Genomic DNA, 18,634 nt, shown 5'->3' with positions numbered 1-18,634 from the left:
AGGAGACCCATGACTTCCCACAACGGCAAGGTCGCCCTCGTCACCGGCGGCTCATCGGGGATCGGCGCGTGCGCGGCTCGCGAGCTCCTCGGCGCGGGCTTCACCGTCTACGCGGTCGCACGTCGCACCGATCGCATGCAGGATCTCGCCGACGCCGGCGTCCACACCTTCGCGATGGACGTCACCGACGACACCTCGATGACCGCCGGCATCGGCCGGATCATCGATGAGCAGGGCCGCATCGACGTCCTGGTCAACAACGCCGGCTACGGCTCGTACGGCGCGCTCGAGGACGTGCCGATGGACGAGGCCCGCCGTCAGTTCGACGTGAACGTCTTCGGCCTCGCCCGGCTGATCCAGCTGGTCACGCCGCATATGCGCGAGCAGGCGGCGGGGCGCATCATCAACATCTCCTCGATCGGCGCACATTTCTACGAGCCGTTCGGGTCGTGGTACCACGCCACGAAGTTCGCCGTGAACGGCCTCAGCGACAGCCTGCGGATCGAGCTGAAGCCCTTCGGGATCGACGTGATCACCATCGAGCCCGCCGGGATCATCACGGAGTGGAACACCATCGCCCGCGACTCGCTCCTCGAGCGCAGCGGCGACGGGCCGTACGCGACGTACGCCAAGCGCGCCTACAACGTGATGAAGCGGATCGACCGGCCAGCGACCTCCTCGACGCCCGACGTCGTCGGTCGCAAGATCGCCAAGGCAGCGACCACGAGCCACCCGCTCTCGCGCTACCGGGTCGGCAAGGGCGCCAGCGTGATCACCAACGGCCGCCGGATGACCCCCGACCTCGTCTTCGACCAGATCGTCGGCCGGATCTTCGGCACCCGCTGACCTCTGACGCCGGACTCAGTCGGCCGTGCGTCAGGTACGACGCGCCTGCCGCAGCCTCTTCTCGTGGTTGGGTCGGGTGGCGGACAGGTCGTCGAGGAACGCGGTCGCCCAGTGCGCGACGTCATTGTCGGCAACGGTCTTGCGCATCGCCTTCATCCGACGGGCGAGGTCGCGGTCCTCGGCGTGGTAGGCCTCGAGCATGTGCGCCTTCATGCCGTTGATGTCGTAGGGGTTGACCAGGTAGGCCTGCCGCAGCTCCTCGGCGGCGCCGGCGAACTCGGAGAGCACCAGCGCGCCGTCGTTCTCCAGCCGGCAGGCGACGTACTCCTTGGCGACGAGGTTCATCCCGTCGCGGAACGGAGTGATCACCATGATGTCGGCGGCCGTGTAGAGGGCGGCCATCTCCTGGCGCGGGAAGGACGAGTGCAGGTAGGAGATCGCTGGACGACCGATCCGGCCCAGGTCACCGTTGATCCGCCCGACCAGCCGGTCGATGTCGTCGCGCAGGATCCGGTACTGGTCGACGCGCTCGCGAGAGGGCGTAGCCACCTGGACGAACACCGCGTCCTCGACGGTGAAGTTGCCATCGGTGACCAGCTCGCTGAACGCCCGGAGCCGGACGTAGATGCCCTTGGTGTAGTCGAGGCGGTCGATGCCCAAGAAGATCTTGCGCGGGTTTCCCAGGTCGTTGCGGATCTGGGCCGCGCGGGCCTGGACCGACGGGCTGCGGGCGAGCTCCTCGAAGCCGGCGAAGTCGATCGAGATCGGGAACGCCTTGGCGGTGACGGTACGTCCGTCGGGCAGGTAGACGGTGTCGCGGTGCGTCTTATGGCCGACGCGTTGGCGCACCAGCCGGACGAAGTTCTGCGCGGCTCCGGGCAGCTGGAAGCCGACGAGGTCGGCGCCGAGCAGCCCCTCGAGGATCTGCCGGCGCCAGGGCAGCTGCTGGAAGAGCTCGGCGGGCGGGAACGGGATGTGCAGGAAGAACCCGATCCGCAGGTCCGGACGCAGCTCACGCAGCATCGTCGGCACCAGCTGCAGCTGATAGTCCTGCACCCAGACCATGGCGTCCCGTGCGGCCGCGGCCGCCGCGGCCTCGGCGAACCGGCGGTTGACCCTCTCGTAGGCGTCCCACCACTCGCGGTGGAACTCCGGCTTGGCGACCACGTCGTGGTAGAGCGGCCACAGTGTCGCGTTGGAGAAGCCCTCGTAGAACTCCTCGTACTCACGCGGAGTCACCGAGATCGGCACCAGCGTGATGCCGTCGTCCTCGAACGGCTCGATCGTGTCGCCGGTGTCACCGGGCCAGCCGATCCAGGCGCCGCGGTTCTGCTGCATCACCGGCACCAGCGCGGACACCAGTCCGCCCGGGGAGCGCCGCCACTCGGTGGTGCCGTCGGCGCGCACGACCCGGTCGACGGGCAGTCGGTTCGCCACCACGACGAGGTCGGCGGTGCTGCGACGCCGGCTGCTCCTGCTCACGCCCTGACCCTATCCCCGGGGTAGCGCACCCCGATCTGTTCACGGATCCGGTCCATCTGCCTCATCACCGCCAGAGTCTGGGCCGCGGGAACCACCGGGCTCTCGGTGAGCCCGGCGGCCAGGCACCGGTGCACCTCGACCACCTCGTTGCCATACCCCCGGCCGATCACCGGCACGCCCGGGACCAGCCGCTCGGCCTCGCCATCGCGTCCACCGAGGGGTCGCCAGAGGATCTCGGTGGGGTGGTGGAACTCCGCGGGCAGGTCGAAGCGCCCAAGGTCCGTGGCGACGCTCGCGGCCCGGGACGTCCAGGCGGCCATGCTTGCGGTCAGCGCCGCGGTGCCGCCGCCGGCGTACCTGGTCGCGATGGCGACATCCATGTCGATGCCGCCCGCGACGGTGGCGACCGCGCGCTCCTCCACCGGCTGACCCATCACGAGGTGGGCCAGGGTCAGCGGATAGATCCCCATGTCCAGCAGTGCGCCGGCACCCAGGGCCGGGTCGAGCATCCGGCTGGTCGGCAGCGCATCGACCGCGAACCCGAGGTCGGCCACCACCTGCAGCGGTCGGCCGCACTCACCGGACGCCAACCGCTCGAGCATCGCCCGGACCAGTGGGTGGCAGGCCGTCCACATCGCCTCCATCACGAACACCCCGCGTTCTCGGGCGTGGGCGAACATCTCCTCGGCCTGAGCGGCGTTCAGCGCGACCGGCTTCTCGCACAGCACCGGCTTGCCCGCATCGACGGCCAGCCGCACGTGCTCGGGGTGGAAGGCGTGCGGAGAGGCGACGTACACGACGTCGACCGCAGGATCGGCGACCAGCTCCGCATAGGAGCCGTACGGCGTGCCGCCGTACTGCTGGGCGAAGGCCTGCGCCGACTCGAGGCGCCGGGAGCCGACCGCGGCCACTCGAGCCTCCGGGACCAGGGCCAGGTCCTCGACGAACTTCCGGGCGATCTTGCCGGGCGCGAGGATGCCCCATCCCACCGGATCCATACCCGCGACGATATCCACCACCCCCGACGCGCTGCGGTGTGGCGAATGACATCGGTGTACTTTGGTGCCTACGATGGATGCGAGTTCGCCACAGCCCCAGGAATCGTCACAGCCCCAGGAGCAGACGCACATGGTCGCCACGCCCGCCCCCCACGACGGTCAGCCGGCCGACGAGGTCGGCGCGCTCTCCGAGCGCGACTGCGACATCCTCGACTTCGAGCGCCAGTGGTGGAAGTTCGCCGGCGCCAAGGAGCAGGCTGTCCGCGAGAAGTTCGACATGTCGACGACGCGCTACTACCAAGTGCTCAACGCGCTGATCGACCGTCCGGAAGCCCTCGCCCACGACCCGTTGCTGGTCCGTCGGCTGCGTCGGCTGCGTGCCGCCCGCCAGCGACAGCGCTCCGCGCGGCGGCTCGGCTTCGAGGTCTGAGGTCATGATCCGGCCGGGCGGCCGTCGGGCACGGCGACCGGGACAGGACGGGATCGTCCTGCCGACCACCGCGCTCGTCGCGAGCATCTGCGCAGTAGCCATCGCAGCGGTCGGCTTCGTGCTCACCTCCCACCCACAGCAGCCGGCCGTAGACACGGCCAGTGCGCACCCGCCGGCGCGCACCGCGAGCCCGGCCCCGACGCTGAGCCCCAAGCCGCACAAGCGGCACCACCACCAGGCGCCGCCGATCGACAAGAAGTCGATCTACGTCGACGTCTTCAACAACTCCAACATCCACGGCCTGGCCGGCCGGACCGCCGCGGTCGCCCAGAACGCCGGCTGGAACGTCGTCGGCTCGGACAACTGGTACGGCACCATCGACACCTCCACGGTCTACTTCCCGCGCACGATGCGTCCGGCGGCGGTCGCCCTCGCCAAGGACCTGCACATCGCCACGATCAAGCCGGCGATCTCCCCGATGAAGCTGGACCGACTGACGGTGATCCTCACCGCCAGCTACAGCGGCTGAGCGAGCCCGCGACCGAGCTTGCTCGGGCACGTGGCGAGCGAGGGCGATGTTGAGCGCAGCGATCACAGCGGCTGAGCGATCACATCGGCCGAGCGGGCCGGTACGTCTCACCGACGAATCTGATTGGCTGTCCGACATGCAGTCCGTGTCCCCCGACGTCCGCCGGCGGTACGACGCCCTGGTGCGCGCGGCCGACTCGCTGGTCGTCGGCCTCGACTTCGACGGCACGCTGGCCCCGATCGTCGACGACCCTGCTGAGGCGGCCCTGCATCCGGCTGCCGCGGAAGCGCTCACCTTGCTCGGCGCCCGGATCCGAGCCGTCGCCGTGGTGACAGGTCGCCCGGTCCGTCAGGTGCTCGACCTGGGGGCCCTGGAGGAGGTCGGCGCAGCCTTCGCCACCGAGGGGTCCGCCGGGCCCCACGAGCTGCTCGTGCTCGGCCAGTACGGCAACGAGCGCTGGAGCTCCACCAGCCGGACGATCGTCTCTGCGGTGCCTCCGCCGGGACTCGCAGCGGTCACCGCCGAGCTGCCGCGGCTGCTCGCCGATCTCGGGCTGGACCCGTGGATCGAGGAGAAGGGCCTGGCCGTTGCCGTGCACACCCGGCGGATGCCCCAGCCGGAGCAGGCGTTCGCCGTACTCCTGCCCGCATTGACCCGGCTGGCCCACGCGCACGGACTCCAGGTGGAGCCGGGACGGCTGGTCATCGAGGTGCGGGCTCCCGGCATGGACAAGGGCCGCGCCGTACGCCGGCTGGTCGCCGAGCTCGACCCCGGAGGCTTCTGCTTCGCCGGCGATGATCTCGGGGACGTGGAGGCCTTCGAGGCCGTCCGGGAGCTGTCCGAGTCGGGGATGCCGACGTTGCTGGTGTGCTCGGGCTCCCGCGAGGAGAACGCTCTGGTCAAGCTCGCCGACGTCGTCGTCCCGGGACCCGACGGGGTCGTCGAGCTGCTCCGGGGCCTGGTCGCCGACATCGACCGCCAGCGCGGCTGAGGCCCGACGGTCACGACTCCGGCGTCCGGGTCAGGGCTGCCGCCACCGCGGCCGCGACATACAGGGCCGCGGTGACCAGGCCGGTCAGGTGCAGGCCGGGCAGGAACGTCGCCTGCCGGTGCGGGCTGCCCGCGATCGCTCCGTACGCAGCGATCCCGATGGCGCCCCCGGCCTGCCGCGCGGTGTTGTTCATCCCGGAGGCCAGGCCCGAACGCTCCGCGGGCACGGCGGCGACCGCCGCGGCGACCACAGCGGGCGTGAGCAGGCTCAGCCCGATGCCCCACGCCAGCATCGCCGGCAGCAGCACGACGTACGACGTGTCCGCGGACCAGCCCGCCACCAGGCCCACCCCCACGGCGGAGACCAGCAGCCCACCGATCATCACCGGTCGGGGCCCGAGCCGCGCGACAACCCGGCCGGCGGCCGGTGCGAGCAGACTCAACGGCACGAACAGCGGCAGCAGCGCCAGCCCGGCGTGCACCGCCGAGCGCCCCTGCACCACCTGCAGGTAGAGCGTCAGCAGGAACAGCAGGCCCAGGGTGCCGAGGTTCATCACCCCGGCGACGGCGTTGGCGACGGTGAACCAGGGCCGGCCGAACAGCGCCAGCGGCAGCATCGGCTGCGCCGCGCGGCGCTCGACCACCACGAAGGCGACGAGCGCCACCACTGCCACGACTGCCGCCACCACGACGGATGCGATGCCCGCGCGGCCGGTGGCGATCACGGCGAACGTCGTGGCCCCGAGCACGACGGCACCGAGACCGGTGCCCGCCGGGTCGAGCCGGGCGTCGCGATCGCCCTGGTCCTCGGCGACCACCCGCCAGGTCACCACGGCAGCGGCGACCACGACGGGGACGTTGAGCAGGAACACCCAGCGCCAGCTCCCGCTGGACACGAGCAGGCCCCCGAGCACGGGACCCGCCGGTAGGGCGATGCTCCCGACACCCGCCCAGACGCCGATCGCCCGGGCTCGCTCGCCGGCGTCGGGATGGGCGCGGGCGATGATCGCCAGGGTGCCCGGCAGCAGCAGCGCCGCGCCCCCTCCCTGCACGACACGGGCCGCGACCAGGGCGCCGACCGATGGCGCCAGGGCACAGCCAAGGGACGCGGCACCGAAGAGACCGAGGCCGGTGAGCACCACGCGCTTGTGACCGCGGGCGTCACCGAACGTGCCACCGGCCAGGAGCAGGGAGGCGAGCGCCAGGGCGTAGCCGTCGACGACCCACTGGAGCCCGGCCACGCCGGCCCCGAGCCCGGCCCCGATGCCCGGGAGGGCGACGTTGACGATGGTGACGTCGAGGAGCACCAGGAAGTAGCCGATGCACATCACCGTGAGCACCGTCCGGCGCGAGCTCCCGAGCCCTTCCACGAAGACCACCCTGACAGCCAGCGCCGACCACGTGTCTGCGGGAACGACCCCTACGGCGCCGCTGGGCAGCCCGGCCGCCGCCGTACGCCCACTCGGCGGACCCAACGGTCTCGGATGCCGGACCCGATGTGCACATTCTGAGACGAATGCCTAGGCTGGTGACTGCTCATCGAGAGGGGCAGAGGGATACGGCCCGCTGAAGCCCCGGCAACCGCTACGAGCCTCCGACTCGGTTTCGACCGAACCGGTTTCGTGGGACTGGTGCCAAGTCCGTCTCGCGCCGAAAGTCGGCGCGAGGAAGATGAGAAGGAGGCCTCCTTGAGCACCATCACCGAGACGACCGTCGAGACGGCGACCCAGCACGGCATCCGCGAGGGCGCCTTCGGCAACGCCACCGCGCTGTCCTGCCGCGAGTGCGGCGCCACAGCACCGCTCGGCCCGCACTACGCGTGCCCGGAGTGCTTCGGCCCGCTGGAGGTCAGCTACGACTTCCCCGCCGTCACCCGCGAGCAGATCGCCGCCGGGCCCCGCAACATCTGGCGCTACAAGGCGCTGCTGCCGGTGCCGTCCGACATCGAGTCGTCCCCCAACACCGAGCCCGGGTTCACCCGACTGCTCCGCGCCGACAACCTCGGCCGCGAGCTCGGCATCGACACGCTGTGGGTCAAGGACGACTCGACCAATCCGACGAACTCCTTCAAGGACCGCGTCGTCGCGTGTGCGCTGAGTGCCGCCCGCGAGTTCGGCTCGCGGGTGTTCGCGTGTCCGAGCACGGGCAACCTCGCCAACGCGGTGGCGGCCGCCGGCGCCCGGGCGGGGATCAAGACCGTGGTGTTCATCCCCTCCAACCTCGAGAAGCCGAAGCAGGTCAACTCGGCGGTCTACACCGACTCGCTGGTCGCCGTCGACGGCAACTACGACGACGTCAACAGGCTCGCGTCCGAGATCGCCGGCGAGGAGGAGGGCTGGGCGTTCGTGAACGTCAACGTCCGGCCCTACTACGCCGAGGGCTCCAAGACGCTGGGCTACGAGATCGCCGAGCAGCTCGGCTGGCGGCTCCCCGACCAGGTCGTCATCCCGGTCGCCTCCGGGTCCCAGCTCACCAAGGTGCACAAGGCCTTCGGCGAGCTGATCAAGCTCGGCCTCGTCGAGGACAAGCCCTACAAGGTGTACGGCGCCCAGGCGACCGGCTGCTCCCCTGTCTCCACCGCGTACAAGGCAGGCGTCGACGCGATCCGCCCGGTCAAGCCGGACACGATCGCGAAGAGCCTGGCCATCGGCAACCCTGCGGACGGCATCTACGTGCTCGACATCTGTCGGCAGACCGGGGGCGCCGTCGAGGACGTCACCGACGACGAGGTGCGCGCTGGGATCCTGCTGCTGGCCCGCAACGAAGGGATCTTCACCGAGACCGCCGGCGGCACCACCGTCGCCTGCCTGAAGAAGCTCGTCGAGACCGGCCAGCTCGACCCCACACTCGAGACCGTGGTCATCAACACCGGCATGGGCCTGAAGACGCTGGACGCCGTCGCCGACCAGGTGGGGGCAGCCGCCACCATCGCGCCGACGTACGACGCCTTCCGCGCCACCGGCATCGCCTGAAACGATTGACGCCCGAACCCGCCCGACCCGCCCCGACCCGAAGGAGCCCGACATGGCCATCTCCGTCCGCATCCCGACCATCCTGCGCACCTACACCGGAGGGTCCTCCGAGGTGACCGCGGCGGGCTCGACGCTCACCGAGGTCCTCGACGACCTCGAGGCCAACCACCCCGGCATCCGCGCCCGGGTCCTCGACGACGCCGGCGAGATCCGCCGCTTCGTCAACGTCTACGTCGGCAACGACGACGTCCGGTTCCTCGACGGCCTGTCCACCCCCACCGCCGACGGCGCGCAGATCTCGATCATCCCCGCGGTGGCCGGCGGCTGCTGACTTTCCCAGGTGAAGAACCCAAAGTCACTGTTCACACACGAGAGTCGGTGTGTGAACAGTGACTTTGCTGTGTGATGGCCGTCCGACTCAGCCCTCCAGCAGTTCCCGGGCAAGCGCCGTACTGGCCGGGTAGTCGACCTTGCTGACCGGCGTCCTCGGTACGGCGTCGACGAACAGCACCACCTTCGGCACCTTGTAGTTGGCGATCAGCGAGCGGCAGTGCGCCTGCAGCTCGGTGGCCGTGGCGGTGGAGCCCTCGCGTCGCTGCACCAGCGCGGTGACCTGCTGACCCCAGCGCTCGTTCGGTGTGCCGACCACGACAGCGTCGAAGACCTCGCCGTGACGGAGCAGCACGGCCTCGACCTCCTCGGGGTGCACCTTCTCCCCGCCGGTGTTGATGCAGACCGAGCCGCGCCCGAGCACCGTCACCGTGCCGTCCGGCTCGCGGCGGGCGAAGTCACCCGGGATCACCCAACGCACGCCGTCGACCTCGCGGAACGTGGCCGTCGTCTTCTCCGGGTCCTTGTAGTAGCCGAGCGGGATCGGTCCGGAGCGGGCCAGCATGCCGTCCACGCCGGGCGGGCAGGGTTTCATCTCGGTGTCGAAGACCTCGACGTCGACGCCGACACCGAAGCGGGGCGCACCGGCCGGGCCCTCCTCGCCGTCGTCCATCTGCGATCCGGCGGCCCCCGACTCCGAGGCGCCGTAGGAGTCGAGGATGAACCGTCCGGGCAGCGCCCGACGGATCTCCGCGCGGACCCCTTCCGACAGTGGCGCGGCGCCGTTGGACACCGCCACCAGGGAGGACAGGTCCCACCGCTGCGGCTCGGCGAGGACCGCCTCGGCGACCGGGCGCCCCATCGCGTCGCCCAGGAAGGTCAACGACGCCACTCCCGCCCTCTGGACCAGGTCGAGCACCGAGACGGCGTCGAAGTGCGGCTGGGTGTAGAGCGCGACCGAGAACCCGGCGACGTGCCCGTTGCCCATGATCCACTGGCTGCCGCCGTGCATCATCGGGCCACAGGCCAGCAGCACCATCGGGTTCTCGTTGGCCGCGGCCTCGGCGGCGAGTTGTTCGACGGACTCGATGGGGGCGCCGTACCGGCCTGCGTTGAGCGCCGCCCGGATGATGTCCTCGTTGCGCCACTCCACACCCTTGGGCGCGCCCGTGGTGCCGCCCGTGTAGATCAGGTAGCGGTCGTCGCCGCTCCTCCCGGTCACCGGCCGCTCGCTCGGGGCGGCGGCCAGTGCGGCGTCGTACTCCTCGCCGAGCACGATCACGTCGCGCAGCTGGGGCAGATCCAGACCACGCACCGCCTCCAGGTGCTCGGGCGCCACGATCGCGGCCACGCAGTCGGCGTTGTCGTAGAGGTAGGCGAGCTCCTCGTGCAGGTACTTGTAGTTGATGTTGATCGGCACGGCGCGCGCCTTCAGGCAGCCGTAGAACGCATCCACCCATTCGATCCGGTTCGCGGAGTGGACAGCGACGTGGTCGCCGGGCCGGATGCCGCGGCCGAGCAGCACGTTGGCCAGCCTCGTCGCCCGATCGTCGATCTCAGCGAAGCTCAGGTCGCGGTCGATCATCGCGATCGCGACGCGGTCCGGTACGGCGTCGGCCATCGCCTCGAGGACATCGGCCAGGTTCAGGGGGCGGGCAGCATCAGTCACTCGGACAGCCTCCCGTGTAGAACACGTTCCAGCAATGACTCGGTCCGCCCTTTGCTGTAATTGAATCTTGAACTACACTAGGGACATGACCGACCGCATGCCTGCCCTCTACCTCGGCCACGGCGCGCCGCCGCTGCTCGACGACCCCGTCTGGTCGGGCGAGCTGCGCGAGCTGGCGACCACGCTGCCGCGACCGAAGGGGATCCTGATCGTCAGCGCACATTGGGAGTCCGCACCGGTCACGCTCAGCGCGTCCGGGGCGCCGCTGGTCTACGACTTCGGCGGCTTCGACCAGAAGTACTACCGGATGACCTACCGGACCCCCGATGCCAGCGCGCTCGCGACCAGGGTGGCGGCGATGATGCCCGACGGCGAGCCGGTCCACCAGCACCCCACCCGCGGACTCGACCACGGAGCGTGGGTGCCACTGAAGATCATGTATCCCGAGGGCGACGTCCCGGTGCTGCAGATGTCCCTGCCCACCCAGGACCCCGGTCAGCTGATCCAGCTCGGCGCCCGGCTGCGCGAGCTCCGCGACGAGGGCGTTCTGGTGATCGGCTCGGGGTTTCTGACCCACGGGCTGCCGTTCCTCACCGACTGGTCGCTCGACGCCGCGGTGCCCGGCTGGTCGGCCGACTTCGACGCGTGGGCCGCCGACGCGATGGCCCGGGGCGACGTGGACGAGCTGGCGTCGTACCGCAGCAAGGCCCCCGGGATGCCCTACGCACACCCCACCGTCGAGCACTACACACCGTTGTTCGTGACCCTCGGCGCCGCCACCGACCCCGAGCAGCCCGGTGACCAGGTCATCGACGGCTTCTGGCTGGGCCTCTCGAAGCGGTCGCTCCAGGTCGCCTGAGTCGACTTTTCCCAGGTTCAGAACCCAAGAGTCGCCTTCCCACACGAACTCTCCTGTGTGAAGGCGACTCTTGGGTTCCTAACCTGGGAAAGTCATCCGGCCCTCAGCGGATGCCGAGTTTGCGCATGATCGCCAGGCCCTTCAGGGTCTTGACGATGTTCTCCTCGAAGCCCTCGTCGGGCGAGGTGAGCACCTGCTTCTTCAGCACCGCGACATTCTGCAGGTCGGTGTACTTCAGCATGCCGTAGTCGCCGTGCCGGGCGCCGACCCCGGAGTTCTTGAAGCCGCCCGACGGGGTCCGCTTGCTCGCATAGGAGCAGGCCAGGCCGTCGTTGACGTTGATCCCTCCGGACTCGATCCGTCGGCCGACCGCCTCAGCCCGCTTTAGGTCCTTGCCCCAGATGCTCGCGTTCAGGCCGTAGTCCGTGTCGTTGGCCAGCGCCACCGCCTCGTCGATCGAGGAGTAGGTGTAGATCGACACGACCGGCCCGAAGGTCTCCTGGGTGCCGTGCACCATCTCCTTGGTGACCCCGGTCAGCACCGTCGGCTCGTAGAACGTCGGGCCGATGTCGGGTCGGGCCCGGCCACCGGTGAGCACGGTCGCCCCCTTGTCGACGGCGTCCTGCACATGGGCGCTGACCCGCTCCAGCGCGGCCGGTGAGATGAGTCCGCCCATCTGCGGCCCATAGTCGTACGTCGCACCCACGCGCAGCTGGTCGACCGCCGCCACGAACCGGCGGGTGAACTCCGCCTCCAGGTCGGCCGGCACGTAGATCCGCTCGATGTGCATGCAGGCCTGGCCGGCGTTGAGGAAGGTCCCGAACATCGCCCCCGGCACGGCCTCGTCGAGGTCGGCGTCGTCGAGGACGATCAACGGGTTCTTGCCGCCGAGCTCCAGCGTGCAGTCGATCAGGTTCTGCCCCGCCCGCGCGCCGATCACCCGGCCGGTCGCGGTCGAGCCGGTGAACATCACGAAGTCGGCGCCGTCCACCAGCGCCGGCCCGATGTCCGGCCCCTCGCCGAGCACGATCTGCACCAGCCCCTCCGGCAGGCCGGCCTCGCGCAGCAGGCTGACGCCGTAGGTCACGCACAGCGCGGACTTGTTGTCGGGCTTGAGCACCACGCCGTTCCCCGCGATCAGCGCCGGCATCGAGTCCGAGAGGCTGATCGCGAAGGGGAAGTTCCACGGTGAGATCAGAGCGATGACGCCCTTGGGGACGTGCACCTCGGTCGACCGGGACACCACCGGGATGACCCCGCCGTGCTTGCGCTCCTTGAGGATCCGGGGGGCGGCCTTGAGGTAGTGGCTCGTCGTCATCGCGACGTCGCACACCTCCTCGAACGACATCCGCCGGGCCTTCCCGGTCTCGACCTGCATCAGGTCGACCACGGTCTCCCAGTTGGCCAGCAGCAGCTCGTGGAAGCGGCGCATCACCGCGAGCCGACTCCTCAGCGGCCGCGCGGCCCAGGCCCGTTGCGCCGCCCGCGCGGTGACGTACGCCGCGGTGACGTCCTCCGGCGAGGACTGCGGCAGATCGATGATCGGCTGGCCGGTGTACACCTCCACGTGGGAGTACGTCGTGGCGCCGTCCGAGACCACCATCCCGCACAGCCGGCCGAGCAGCTCGGGAGTCAGCGACGCGGGACGGACCAGGGTCGAGGACTCGGTAGAGGTGGTCATCTCAGGCTCCCTGCAGGATCAGGTCGGACGCCTTGTCGCCGATCATCATCGACGGCGCGTTCGTGTTCCCGGTGATGATCGAGGGCATGATCGCCGCGTCCGCGACCCGGAGACCCTCGACGCCACGGACCTTCAGCTCGGGATCCACCACGGCACGCTCGTCGACGCCCATCCGGCACGAGCCCACCGGGTGGTAGACGGTCGTCGCGCGCCGGAGCACCTCGTCCCTCAACCGGTCCCCGGTGTACGACGCGCCCGGCTCGGACTCCTCGCGCACGTGGGAGGCGATCGCCGGATCGGCCATGATCGTGCGGATCATGTCGATGCCCTCCAGGATCACCCGGAGGTCGTCGGGCTCGGCGAGGAAGTTCGGGTCGATCAGCGGCGGGGCGAACGGATCGCTGCTGGACAGCCGGAGGGTCCCGCGCGAGCGCGGCTGCACCAGTGTGGAGAACACCGACAGCGACGGCCGCTTGTCGGGGCTGAGCCGCTTCGGCTCGTCCTGGAACGGCGGGTAGGACCACGGGATCGCGAACAGCTGCAGGTCGGGCGCACCGCCCTCGGCGTACGACGTGCTGGTGAACCCACCGGCCTCGAACACCGAGTGCGCCATGAACGTCACCCCGGGCCGAAGCCGGTCCTCCACGATGCCGCGGCCGAAGTGGAACGGGGTGCTGCGGTGCGGAGAGTTGTCGACCACGTAGGTCATCGGCATGAACATGTGGTCGTGCAGGTTGTCACCCACCGGGAGGTCGGCGAGCACCGGGATGCCCAGCTCGGACAGGTGATCGGCCGGACCGATGCCCGACAGCATCAGCAGCTGCGGGGAGCCGAAGGCGCCGGCGGAGAGGACGACCTCCTTGCTGGCTCGCACCGTACGACGGGTCCCGTCGGCGCCCTGGATCTCGACGCCGGTGGCCCGACCGTGCTCGACGTGCACCTTGGTCACGGTGCCGCCGGTCTGGATCGACAGCGTCGGCAGGCTACGGCCGGTGAGGTAGCCGCGGGAGGACGAGTAGCGGGTACCGGCGGCGGTGTTCTCCTGGATCACGTGCATGCCGACCTGGTCGGCGCCGTTGTAGTCGGGGTTGACCGGCAGCGACAGGGCGCTGGCGCCGGCCTCGATGAACGTCCTGGCGGCGTCGCAGATGTGCGGGTTCTCCAGCACCTTGACCGGGCCGCCCTTGCCGCGGTACTCGCTGGGCGCGCCGGCCCAGTCCTCGAGGCGCTTGTAGGACCTCAGCACGTCCTCGTAGCCCCAGCCCTTGTTGCCCTCGGCCTCCCAGGCGTCGAAGTTGGCCCGGTTGCCGCGCACGAAGATCATCCCGTTGACCGAGCCCGAGCCGCCCATGACCCGCCCGCGGGTGGCCGGGATCCTCCGGTTCAGCACGTTGACCTGCGGGGCGTTGTAGAAGCCCCAGTCGAACTTCTTCTTCAACTTCGGCTCGCTGTGGATCATGGTGATCATCCCGGGCCGACGGAACATGATCGAGGTGTCCGGTCCTCCGGCCTCGACCAGGATCACGCTCCGCCCTGCCTCTGCGAGCCGACCTGCGACGGCACAGCCGGCGCTCCCCGCCCCCACCACGACGTACTCGGCCTCGTTCACCAGGTGCTGCTGCTTGCCCATGGCTGCTCTCAATCGTCCGCTGTCCGGCCCGGTCATACTCCCGGTACGAGAGACTGTAACAAGTTCTAGTTTCTCCCGGAAGGCGATCGCGATGCGAGGATCGGCGGCATGCAGGTGCTCTCGATCCAGTCCTCGGTCGCCTACGGTCACGTCGGCAACAGCGCAGCGGTCTTCCCGCTGCAGCGCCTCGGGGTCGAGGTGTGGCCGGTGCACACGGTGAACTTCTCCAACCACACCGGGTACGGCGAGTGGCGTGGTCCGGTGCTGGCCGCCGAGGACGTGCGCGCCGTACTCCTCGGCGTGGAGGAGCGCGGCGCCTTCGCGACCACCGACGCGGTGCTGTCGGGCTACCAGGGCGGCGCCGACATCGGCGACGTGATCCTCGATGCGGTGGCCCGGGTCAAGGCGGCCAACCCGAACGCGATCTACGCCTGCGACCCGGTGATGGGCAACGCGGCCAGCGGCTGCTTCGTGCACCCCGACATCCCGGTGCTGCTGCGTGACCGCGTGGTGCCGGCCGCCGACCTGATCACCCCGAACCAGTTCGAGCTCGGCTACCTCACCGATACCTCGCCGCAGACGCTCGAGGAGACCCTGGCTGCGGTTGACCTGGCCCGCGGGATGGGCCCCGCTACGGTGCTGGTCACGTCCGTGCTGCGGCCCGACGCCCCCGCGGACACCCTGGAGATGCTCGCCGTCGACGGCGAGGAGGGCTGGCTGCTCCAGACCCCGCGGCTGCCGCTGAAGGCCAACGGATCCGGTGACGTCACCGCTGCCTTGTTCACCGCCCACCTGCTCGGCACGGTCCGGGCCGCGAGCACCGACCCGGAGCCGGGCGGGTCCCGACTCAAGGACGCACTGGAGCGCACGGCCTCCAGCGTCTTCGACCTCCTCCGGGTCACCCATGAGTCCGGGCTCCGCGAGCTCCAGCTCGTCCAGGCCCAGGAGTTCCTCGCGCACCCGCGCGGCCAGTTCACCGCCCAGCGGGTCCGCTGACCAATCCGGTGTGACCTCCGCCACGAATCTCCCTGCGGAGCGGCCGTCCGGCCGACGCAGAAGGAGCACACCATGAGGTTCATCGGTCAGGGCCGCAAGCGATTCGTCGCCGCGGCCGTCGCACTGCTGTTCGCAGCGGGCGCGGGCATCGCGGTCGCAGCCACCTCGCCACCGCCCAGCAACGCGATGCGCATGGGGCACGGCATCAACGAGTACGGCATGACCCAGGCCTTCTTCAAGGGCCACCAGGTCAGGTTCACCTACAGCTTGGGCTTCTTCTGCGACAAGCGGGTCACGTCCTTCGCCTCCAGCGGCTGCGAGGCGGGCGCGAAGGCCAAGAAGGCACCGTCGAAGGACTTCGACACGCTCTTCGTCACCGTGCCGCTCGGGTTCAACCTCCCGGCGAGGAAGATGGACTGCCCCACCAACCTGGTCTGCGTGGACCACCCGGGCACGATCGACCTGACCCGGCTCGAGCCGGCGCTCAAGCCGCTCTACCCGGACCTGACCGTGGCGCAGCTCACCGACGCGCTCAAGAACGCCGCCACCCCCGGCCACCAGCACTTCATCACCACCCGAGCCCACGGCAACCGTGAGTGGTGGGACGTCAAGGTGGTCGGCGTGACCAACAAGGCCGAGTACAACAAGATCACCCGGCACCGTTCGGCCGCCTTCCTCAAGAGGGAGATCAAGGCCGGCCGCACCACCGCGGCGATCCCCACCAACCTCTTCCTGTTCTTCGCAGTGAAGTGACCCTCCGCGGTGGGTGGTCCGGCTTCGTGGTCGGGCGGGCCACCCACCGCTTCCACCGTCACGAAGGGACGGACAGACATGACTACCCAGCAGCAGCAGCCCCAGGACTCGCACCAGGACGCCCTGCGCCGATTCCTCCTCAAGCCCATGCACAGCGAGGACCGCTGGCTCGGCGTACTCGCCCTCGTGGTCACCGCCGGCACCCACGTCCCACTGATCCGCGAGCACCTCGAGGAGGCGCCGTACGTCGGCTGGCTGTTCATCGCCCTGACGGTGGTCAGCGTGGTCCTCGCCGTGCTCCTCGTCGTCGCCGACACCCCCGCGGTCTGGCTGACCGCCGGGCTCACGGCGTCGCTGGCGCTGATCGCGTTCGTCCTCTCCCGGACCGTCGGGCTGCCCCAGATCGGTGACGACATCGGCAACTGGACCGAGCCGCTCGGCTTCCCGGCGCTGGCGGGCGAGCTGATCGCCGCCCTCGTCGCGTACGTCGCGCTCCGTCCCCGCCCCTCCCCGCCCGAGCCCGCCCGGTGAGCGGTCGCCCTAGCCGGCCTCGGGTGACGGTCAGGTCCGGCGCAGCAACCCGACGCCGAGCGGGACCGTGGCGACCGCGCAGGCAGCGAAGGCGATCACGGCGATGACCAGGTGGCCGGAGATGAATCCCGCGGGCACCACGCAGGTCAGCCCCAGGAACACGGCCTGCGGCCTGCGCAGCACGCCCGCCCTGGCCGCGCCGATCGCGAGCAGGAGGAAGCCCACCACCAGCGCCGGCCCGCTCACGTTCATGATCGTGCGCGGGATGATCTGCGACTGGTCGATCATGTGGGCTGCGGCGGCACGCTGCGCCCCACTGCCGAGGAGGTGCCACGCTCCCCAGTAGGTGGACTCGAACGAGATCGGCCCGCAGAGCCCGACCACGGTGACCACGCCCGCCGTACGCCCCCAGCCCGGTCGGGAGGCCGAGATCATCGTCGCCAGCCCGGCCACCGCGAACACCATCAGGACCATCGCGGCCAGCGCCAGCTGGATGGCGAGGTTCATCCGGTCGGGATGAGCCACCATGCCGGCGACGAACGCAGCCCCCTTGGCGTGGTAGATGTCGATCCCCAGCGCGCTGCCGACGACCGCCAGCAGCGGTGCCACGACCAGACAGACGCCGGCGACTGCCGCCCCGGGAAAGCCGACCCGCAGCGCCTCGACCGCGCGGGGGGTGACGGACCACCCGGCCACCTGCCACGCTCGTGCCGGGGAAGCCCCTGCCAAGGGACCGGCGTGCTCCACGTTGCTCGTCATCGCTCCTCCATTTCGCTTTAGTCAGATTCTGATGAATAAAGGTAGGTTTGTCTGAATGTCGACGTCAAGGCCCTATCGCTCCGAGCACCGGCGACAACAGGCCGAGGAGACCCGCAGGCGGATCCTCGCCGCGGCGCGCCGGCTGTTCGCCGAGGCGGGGTACGGCGCGACCGGGGTCGGCGACATCGCCAGCGCAGCGGGGGTCTCGGTGCCGACGGTGTACGCGAGCGTCGGCACCAAGGCTGAGCTGGCGCGCAGTCTCGTCGAGTTCATCAACGCCGAGGGCGGGGTCTACGAGAACGACCGCCTCCAGCGCCGGGCAACGACCGCCCCGGAGCTGCTGCGTCGCAACATGCACCTGGTCCGCGAGCTGAACCAGCGGTGCGGCGACATCATGCGGGCGGTCCGCTCAGCCGCGCACAGCGAGCCGGACCTCGTCCAGGTCGTCGCGGCGGGGGATGGCTACCACCGGGAGGGCGAGTACGCGATCGCCGCGCGCTTGGCCGAGATGGGGGCGCTCCGCGAGGGGGTGGATCCGGAGCGTGCTGGCGCGATCATGACCGTCATGGCGTCGTCGGCGACGATCGATCAGCTCGTGCTCGAGCACGGCTGGAGCTACGACCAGGTCGAGGACTGGCTGGTCGAGACGCTCACCGCACTGCTGCTGCGCTGACGCGGCCACGGAGCGGGGGTCCTATCCGCGCAGCGAGTCCAGGACCTTGGCCAGCCGGCGCTCACGGGTGGCGTCGGTCTTGGCCGACTCGACGGCACGGGCGTGCTCCTTCTTCCGGCTGTAGCTCAGCGCCTCCCACGCCGCTGCTGCGGCGGCATCCCGGCGCAGCGCGGCCGCCAGCTCCGGAGGCGGATCGACGACCCGCGGTGCATCGTCGGCCACGAGACGCACCTCGATCTCGTCGCCGGCACCGCGTCCGGTCGCCGCGCGGGTAGCGGCGTTGAACGAGATCAGGAAGCGTCCGCCCATCGAGGTGATCGTGTTCGGATAGGTGTGGTCGTCGTCGACGGTGACCGTCACCGGGACCCGCTTGCCGCGCCCGAACGCGGCCACGACATCGTCGGGCACGACGATCGCCACGTTGTTCCCGCCCATGGGTTCGAGGACGGTGCGAAAGGTCTGTACGTCCATCGGCCCAGTATCCGCGAAGGACAGCGCACCCGCAG

The 18,634-nt window shown here is 70.2% G+C and carries 19 protein-coding genes and 1 riboswitch; of the genes, 11 read left to right on the top strand and 8 right to left on the bottom strand.

Translation table 11 applies throughout. The features are described 5' to 3' along the window. The first annotated feature begins 9 nt into the window (after positions 1–9). Positions 10–846 (top strand): oxidoreductase, encoded by an 837-nt coding sequence (locus tag Q9R13_RS16685; protein ID WP_310962298.1) that lies wholly within the window; start codon positions 10–12, stop codon positions 844–846. Between the two features lie 30 nt (positions 847–876). On the opposite strand, the gene Q9R13_RS16680 is transcribed toward Q9R13_RS16685, so the two are convergent. Beyond that, positions 877–2,328, bottom strand: coding sequence for an alpha,alpha-trehalose-phosphate synthase (UDP-forming) (locus Q9R13_RS16680; RefSeq protein ID WP_310962297.1), 1,452 nt, complete (start codon positions 2,326–2,328; stop codon positions 877–879). Next, positions 2,325–3,326 (bottom strand): Gfo/Idh/MocA family protein, encoded by a 1,002-nt coding sequence (locus tag Q9R13_RS16675; protein WP_310962296.1) that lies wholly within the window; start codon positions 3,324–3,326, stop codon positions 2,325–2,327. Before Q9R13_RS16675 ends, Q9R13_RS16680 begins: the two co-directional genes overlap by 4 nt. A gap of 130 nt (positions 3,327–3,456) precedes the next feature. Between Q9R13_RS16675 and Q9R13_RS16670 the strand changes: the two genes are divergently transcribed. The 3 genes from Q9R13_RS16670 (at position 3,457) to otsB (ending at position 5,276) form a co-directional block, all read left to right on the top strand. Then, a complete protein-coding gene (locus Q9R13_RS16670; RefSeq protein ID WP_310962295.1) occupies positions 3,457–3,756 on the top strand; it encodes a DUF3263 domain-containing protein in 300 nt (99 codons plus the stop codon). Between the two features lie 4 nt (positions 3,757–3,760). Then, the gene (locus tag Q9R13_RS16665) at positions 3,761–4,285 is read left to right on the top strand and encodes a LytR C-terminal domain-containing protein (RefSeq protein WP_310962294.1); all 525 of its coding nucleotides are present in this window, start codon (positions 3,761–3,763) and stop codon (positions 4,283–4,285) included. A gap of 136 nt (positions 4,286–4,421) precedes the next feature. Further along, on the top strand, positions 4,422–5,276 hold the full coding sequence (gene otsB, locus Q9R13_RS16660; protein WP_310962293.1) for a trehalose-phosphatase: 855 nt from the start codon (positions 4,422–4,424) through the stop codon (positions 5,274–5,276). Positions 5,277–5,286: 10 nt separating this feature from the next. On the opposite strand, the gene Q9R13_RS16655 is transcribed toward otsB, so the two are convergent. Further along, a complete protein-coding gene (locus Q9R13_RS16655; RefSeq protein WP_310962292.1) occupies positions 5,287–6,645 on the bottom strand; it encodes an MFS transporter in 1,359 nt (452 codons plus the stop codon). Between the two features lie 163 nt (positions 6,646–6,808). Then, a riboswitch (SAM riboswitch) is annotated at positions 6,809–6,953 on the top strand. 10 nt (positions 6,954–6,963) lie between these two features. On the opposite strand from Q9R13_RS16655, the gene thrC reads away from it, so the two are divergent. Together thrC and Q9R13_RS16645 are read left to right on the top strand one after the other, a co-directional pair. Beyond that, complete coding sequence (gene thrC, locus Q9R13_RS16650) at positions 6,964–8,247, top strand: threonine synthase (RefSeq protein ID WP_458295153.1); 1,284 nt, start codon at positions 6,964–6,966, stop codon at positions 8,245–8,247. 52 nt (positions 8,248–8,299) lie between these two features. Continuing rightward, on the top strand, positions 8,300–8,578 hold the full coding sequence (locus tag Q9R13_RS16645; protein ID WP_310962291.1) for a MoaD/ThiS family protein: 279 nt from the start codon (positions 8,300–8,302) through the stop codon (positions 8,576–8,578). A gap of 87 nt (positions 8,579–8,665) precedes the next feature. On the opposite strand, the gene Q9R13_RS16640 is transcribed toward Q9R13_RS16645, so the two are convergent. Continuing rightward, a complete protein-coding gene (locus Q9R13_RS16640) occupies positions 8,666–10,246 on the bottom strand; it encodes an AMP-binding protein (protein WP_310962290.1) in 1,581 nt (526 codons plus the stop codon). Positions 10,247–10,331: 85 nt separating this feature from the next. On the opposite strand from Q9R13_RS16640, the gene Q9R13_RS16635 reads away from it, so the two are divergent. Next, the gene (locus Q9R13_RS16635) at positions 10,332–11,105 is read left to right on the top strand and encodes a dioxygenase family protein (RefSeq protein ID WP_310962289.1); all 774 of its coding nucleotides are present in this window, start codon (positions 10,332–10,334) and stop codon (positions 11,103–11,105) included. Between the two features lie 103 nt (positions 11,106–11,208). On the opposite strand, the gene Q9R13_RS16630 is transcribed toward Q9R13_RS16635, so the two are convergent. Together Q9R13_RS16630 and Q9R13_RS16625 are read right to left on the bottom strand one after the other, a co-directional pair. Beyond that, complete coding sequence (locus Q9R13_RS16630; RefSeq protein ID WP_310962288.1) at positions 11,209–12,786, bottom strand: succinic semialdehyde dehydrogenase; 1,578 nt, start codon at positions 12,784–12,786, stop codon at positions 11,209–11,211. Between the two features lies 1 nt (position 12,787). Beyond that, positions 12,788–14,416: a GMC family oxidoreductase gene (locus tag Q9R13_RS16625; RefSeq protein ID WP_310962287.1), complete on the bottom strand. Its 1,629-nt coding sequence runs from the start codon at positions 14,414–14,416 to the stop codon at positions 12,788–12,790. A 108-nt stretch (positions 14,417–14,524) separates the two neighbouring features. Here Q9R13_RS16625 and pdxY point away from each other — a divergent pair, with 108 nt between their 5' ends. The 3 genes from pdxY (at position 14,525) to Q9R13_RS16610 (ending at position 16,696) form a co-directional block, all read left to right on the top strand. Then, a complete protein-coding gene (gene pdxY / locus Q9R13_RS16620; RefSeq protein WP_310962286.1) occupies positions 14,525–15,412 on the top strand; it encodes a pyridoxal kinase PdxY in 888 nt (295 codons plus the stop codon). Between the two features lie 72 nt (positions 15,413–15,484). Then, on the top strand, positions 15,485–16,165 hold the full coding sequence (locus Q9R13_RS16615; RefSeq protein WP_310962285.1) for a hypothetical protein: 681 nt from the start codon (positions 15,485–15,487) through the stop codon (positions 16,163–16,165). Between the two features lie 78 nt (positions 16,166–16,243). After that, positions 16,244–16,696 carry a hypothetical protein gene (locus Q9R13_RS16610; RefSeq protein ID WP_310962284.1) on the top strand — a complete coding sequence of 151 codons (453 nt, stop codon included), beginning with the start codon at positions 16,244–16,246 and terminating at the stop codon, positions 16,694–16,696. A gap of 30 nt (positions 16,697–16,726) precedes the next feature. Here the strand turns inward: Q9R13_RS16610 and Q9R13_RS16605 are convergent, their stop codons facing one another. Further along, the gene (locus tag Q9R13_RS16605) at positions 16,727–17,455 is read right to left on the bottom strand and encodes a hypothetical protein (RefSeq protein ID WP_310962283.1); all 729 of its coding nucleotides are present in this window, start codon (positions 17,453–17,455) and stop codon (positions 16,727–16,729) included. A 55-nt stretch (positions 17,456–17,510) separates the two neighbouring features. On the opposite strand from Q9R13_RS16605, the gene Q9R13_RS16600 reads away from it, so the two are divergent. Continuing rightward, positions 17,511–18,128 carry a TetR/AcrR family transcriptional regulator gene (locus tag Q9R13_RS16600; RefSeq protein WP_310962282.1) on the top strand — a complete coding sequence of 206 codons (618 nt, stop codon included), beginning with the start codon at positions 17,511–17,513 and terminating at the stop codon, positions 18,126–18,128. Positions 18,129–18,149: 21 nt separating this feature from the next. On the opposite strand, the gene Q9R13_RS16595 is transcribed toward Q9R13_RS16600, so the two are convergent. Beyond that, positions 18,150–18,599: a YdeI/OmpD-associated family protein gene (locus tag Q9R13_RS16595; protein ID WP_310962281.1), complete on the bottom strand. Its 450-nt coding sequence runs from the start codon at positions 18,597–18,599 to the stop codon at positions 18,150–18,152. Between the last annotated feature and the right edge of the window lie 35 nt (positions 18,600–18,634).

Source organism: Nocardioides marmorisolisilvae (genome assembly GCF_031656915.1).
In the GTDB taxonomy this organism is placed as follows: domain Bacteria; phylum Actinomycetota; class Actinomycetes; order Propionibacteriales; family Nocardioidaceae; genus Marmoricola; species Marmoricola terrisoli.
The sequence above is the reverse complement of the archived record's forward strand: the minus strand, read 5'-3'. Positions and strand labels throughout refer to the sequence as shown.

Bases quoted from the DNA above. Each gene is read 5' to 3' on its own strand.
- Q9R13_RS16685 (WP_310962298.1), top strand. From the start codon at position 10: ATGACTTCCCACAACGGCAAGGTCGCCCTCGTCACCGGCGGCTCATCG.
- Q9R13_RS16675 (WP_310962296.1), bottom strand. From the start codon at position 3,326: ATGGATCCGGTGGGATGGGGCATCCTCGCGCCCGGCAAGATCGCCCGG.
- Q9R13_RS16670 (WP_310962295.1), top strand. From the start codon at position 3,457: ATGGTCGCCACGCCCGCCCCCCACGACGGTCAGCCGGCCGACGAGGTC.
- Q9R13_RS16665 (WP_310962294.1), top strand. From the start codon at position 3,761: ATGATCCGGCCGGGCGGCCGTCGGGCACGGCGACCGGGACAGGACGGG.
- otsB (WP_310962293.1), top strand. From the start codon at position 4,422: ATGCAGTCCGTGTCCCCCGACGTCCGCCGGCGGTACGACGCCCTGGTG.
- Q9R13_RS16645 (WP_310962291.1), top strand. From the start codon at position 8,300: ATGGCCATCTCCGTCCGCATCCCGACCATCCTGCGCACCTACACCGGA.
- Q9R13_RS16635 (WP_310962289.1), top strand. From the start codon at position 10,332: ATGACCGACCGCATGCCTGCCCTCTACCTCGGCCACGGCGCGCCGCCG.
- Q9R13_RS16630 (WP_310962288.1), bottom strand. From the start codon at position 12,786: ATGACCACCTCTACCGAGTCCTCGACCCTGGTCCGTCCCGCGTCGCTG.
- Q9R13_RS16625 (WP_310962287.1), bottom strand. From the start codon at position 14,416: ATGGGCAAGCAGCAGCACCTGGTGAACGAGGCCGAGTACGTCGTGGTG.
- pdxY (WP_310962286.1), top strand. From the start codon at position 14,525: ATGCAGGTGCTCTCGATCCAGTCCTCGGTCGCCTACGGTCACGTCGGC.
- Q9R13_RS16615 (WP_310962285.1), top strand. From the start codon at position 15,485: ATGAGGTTCATCGGTCAGGGCCGCAAGCGATTCGTCGCCGCGGCCGTC.
- Q9R13_RS16610 (WP_310962284.1), top strand. From the start codon at position 16,244: ATGACTACCCAGCAGCAGCAGCCCCAGGACTCGCACCAGGACGCCCTG.
- Q9R13_RS16605 (WP_310962283.1), bottom strand. From the start codon at position 17,455: ATGACGAGCAACGTGGAGCACGCCGGTCCCTTGGCAGGGGCTTCCCCG.
- Q9R13_RS16600 (WP_310962282.1), top strand. From the start codon at position 17,511: ATGTCGACGTCAAGGCCCTATCGCTCCGAGCACCGGCGACAACAGGCC.
- Q9R13_RS16595 (WP_310962281.1), bottom strand. From the start codon at position 18,599: ATGGACGTACAGACCTTTCGCACCGTCCTCGAACCCATGGGCGGGAAC.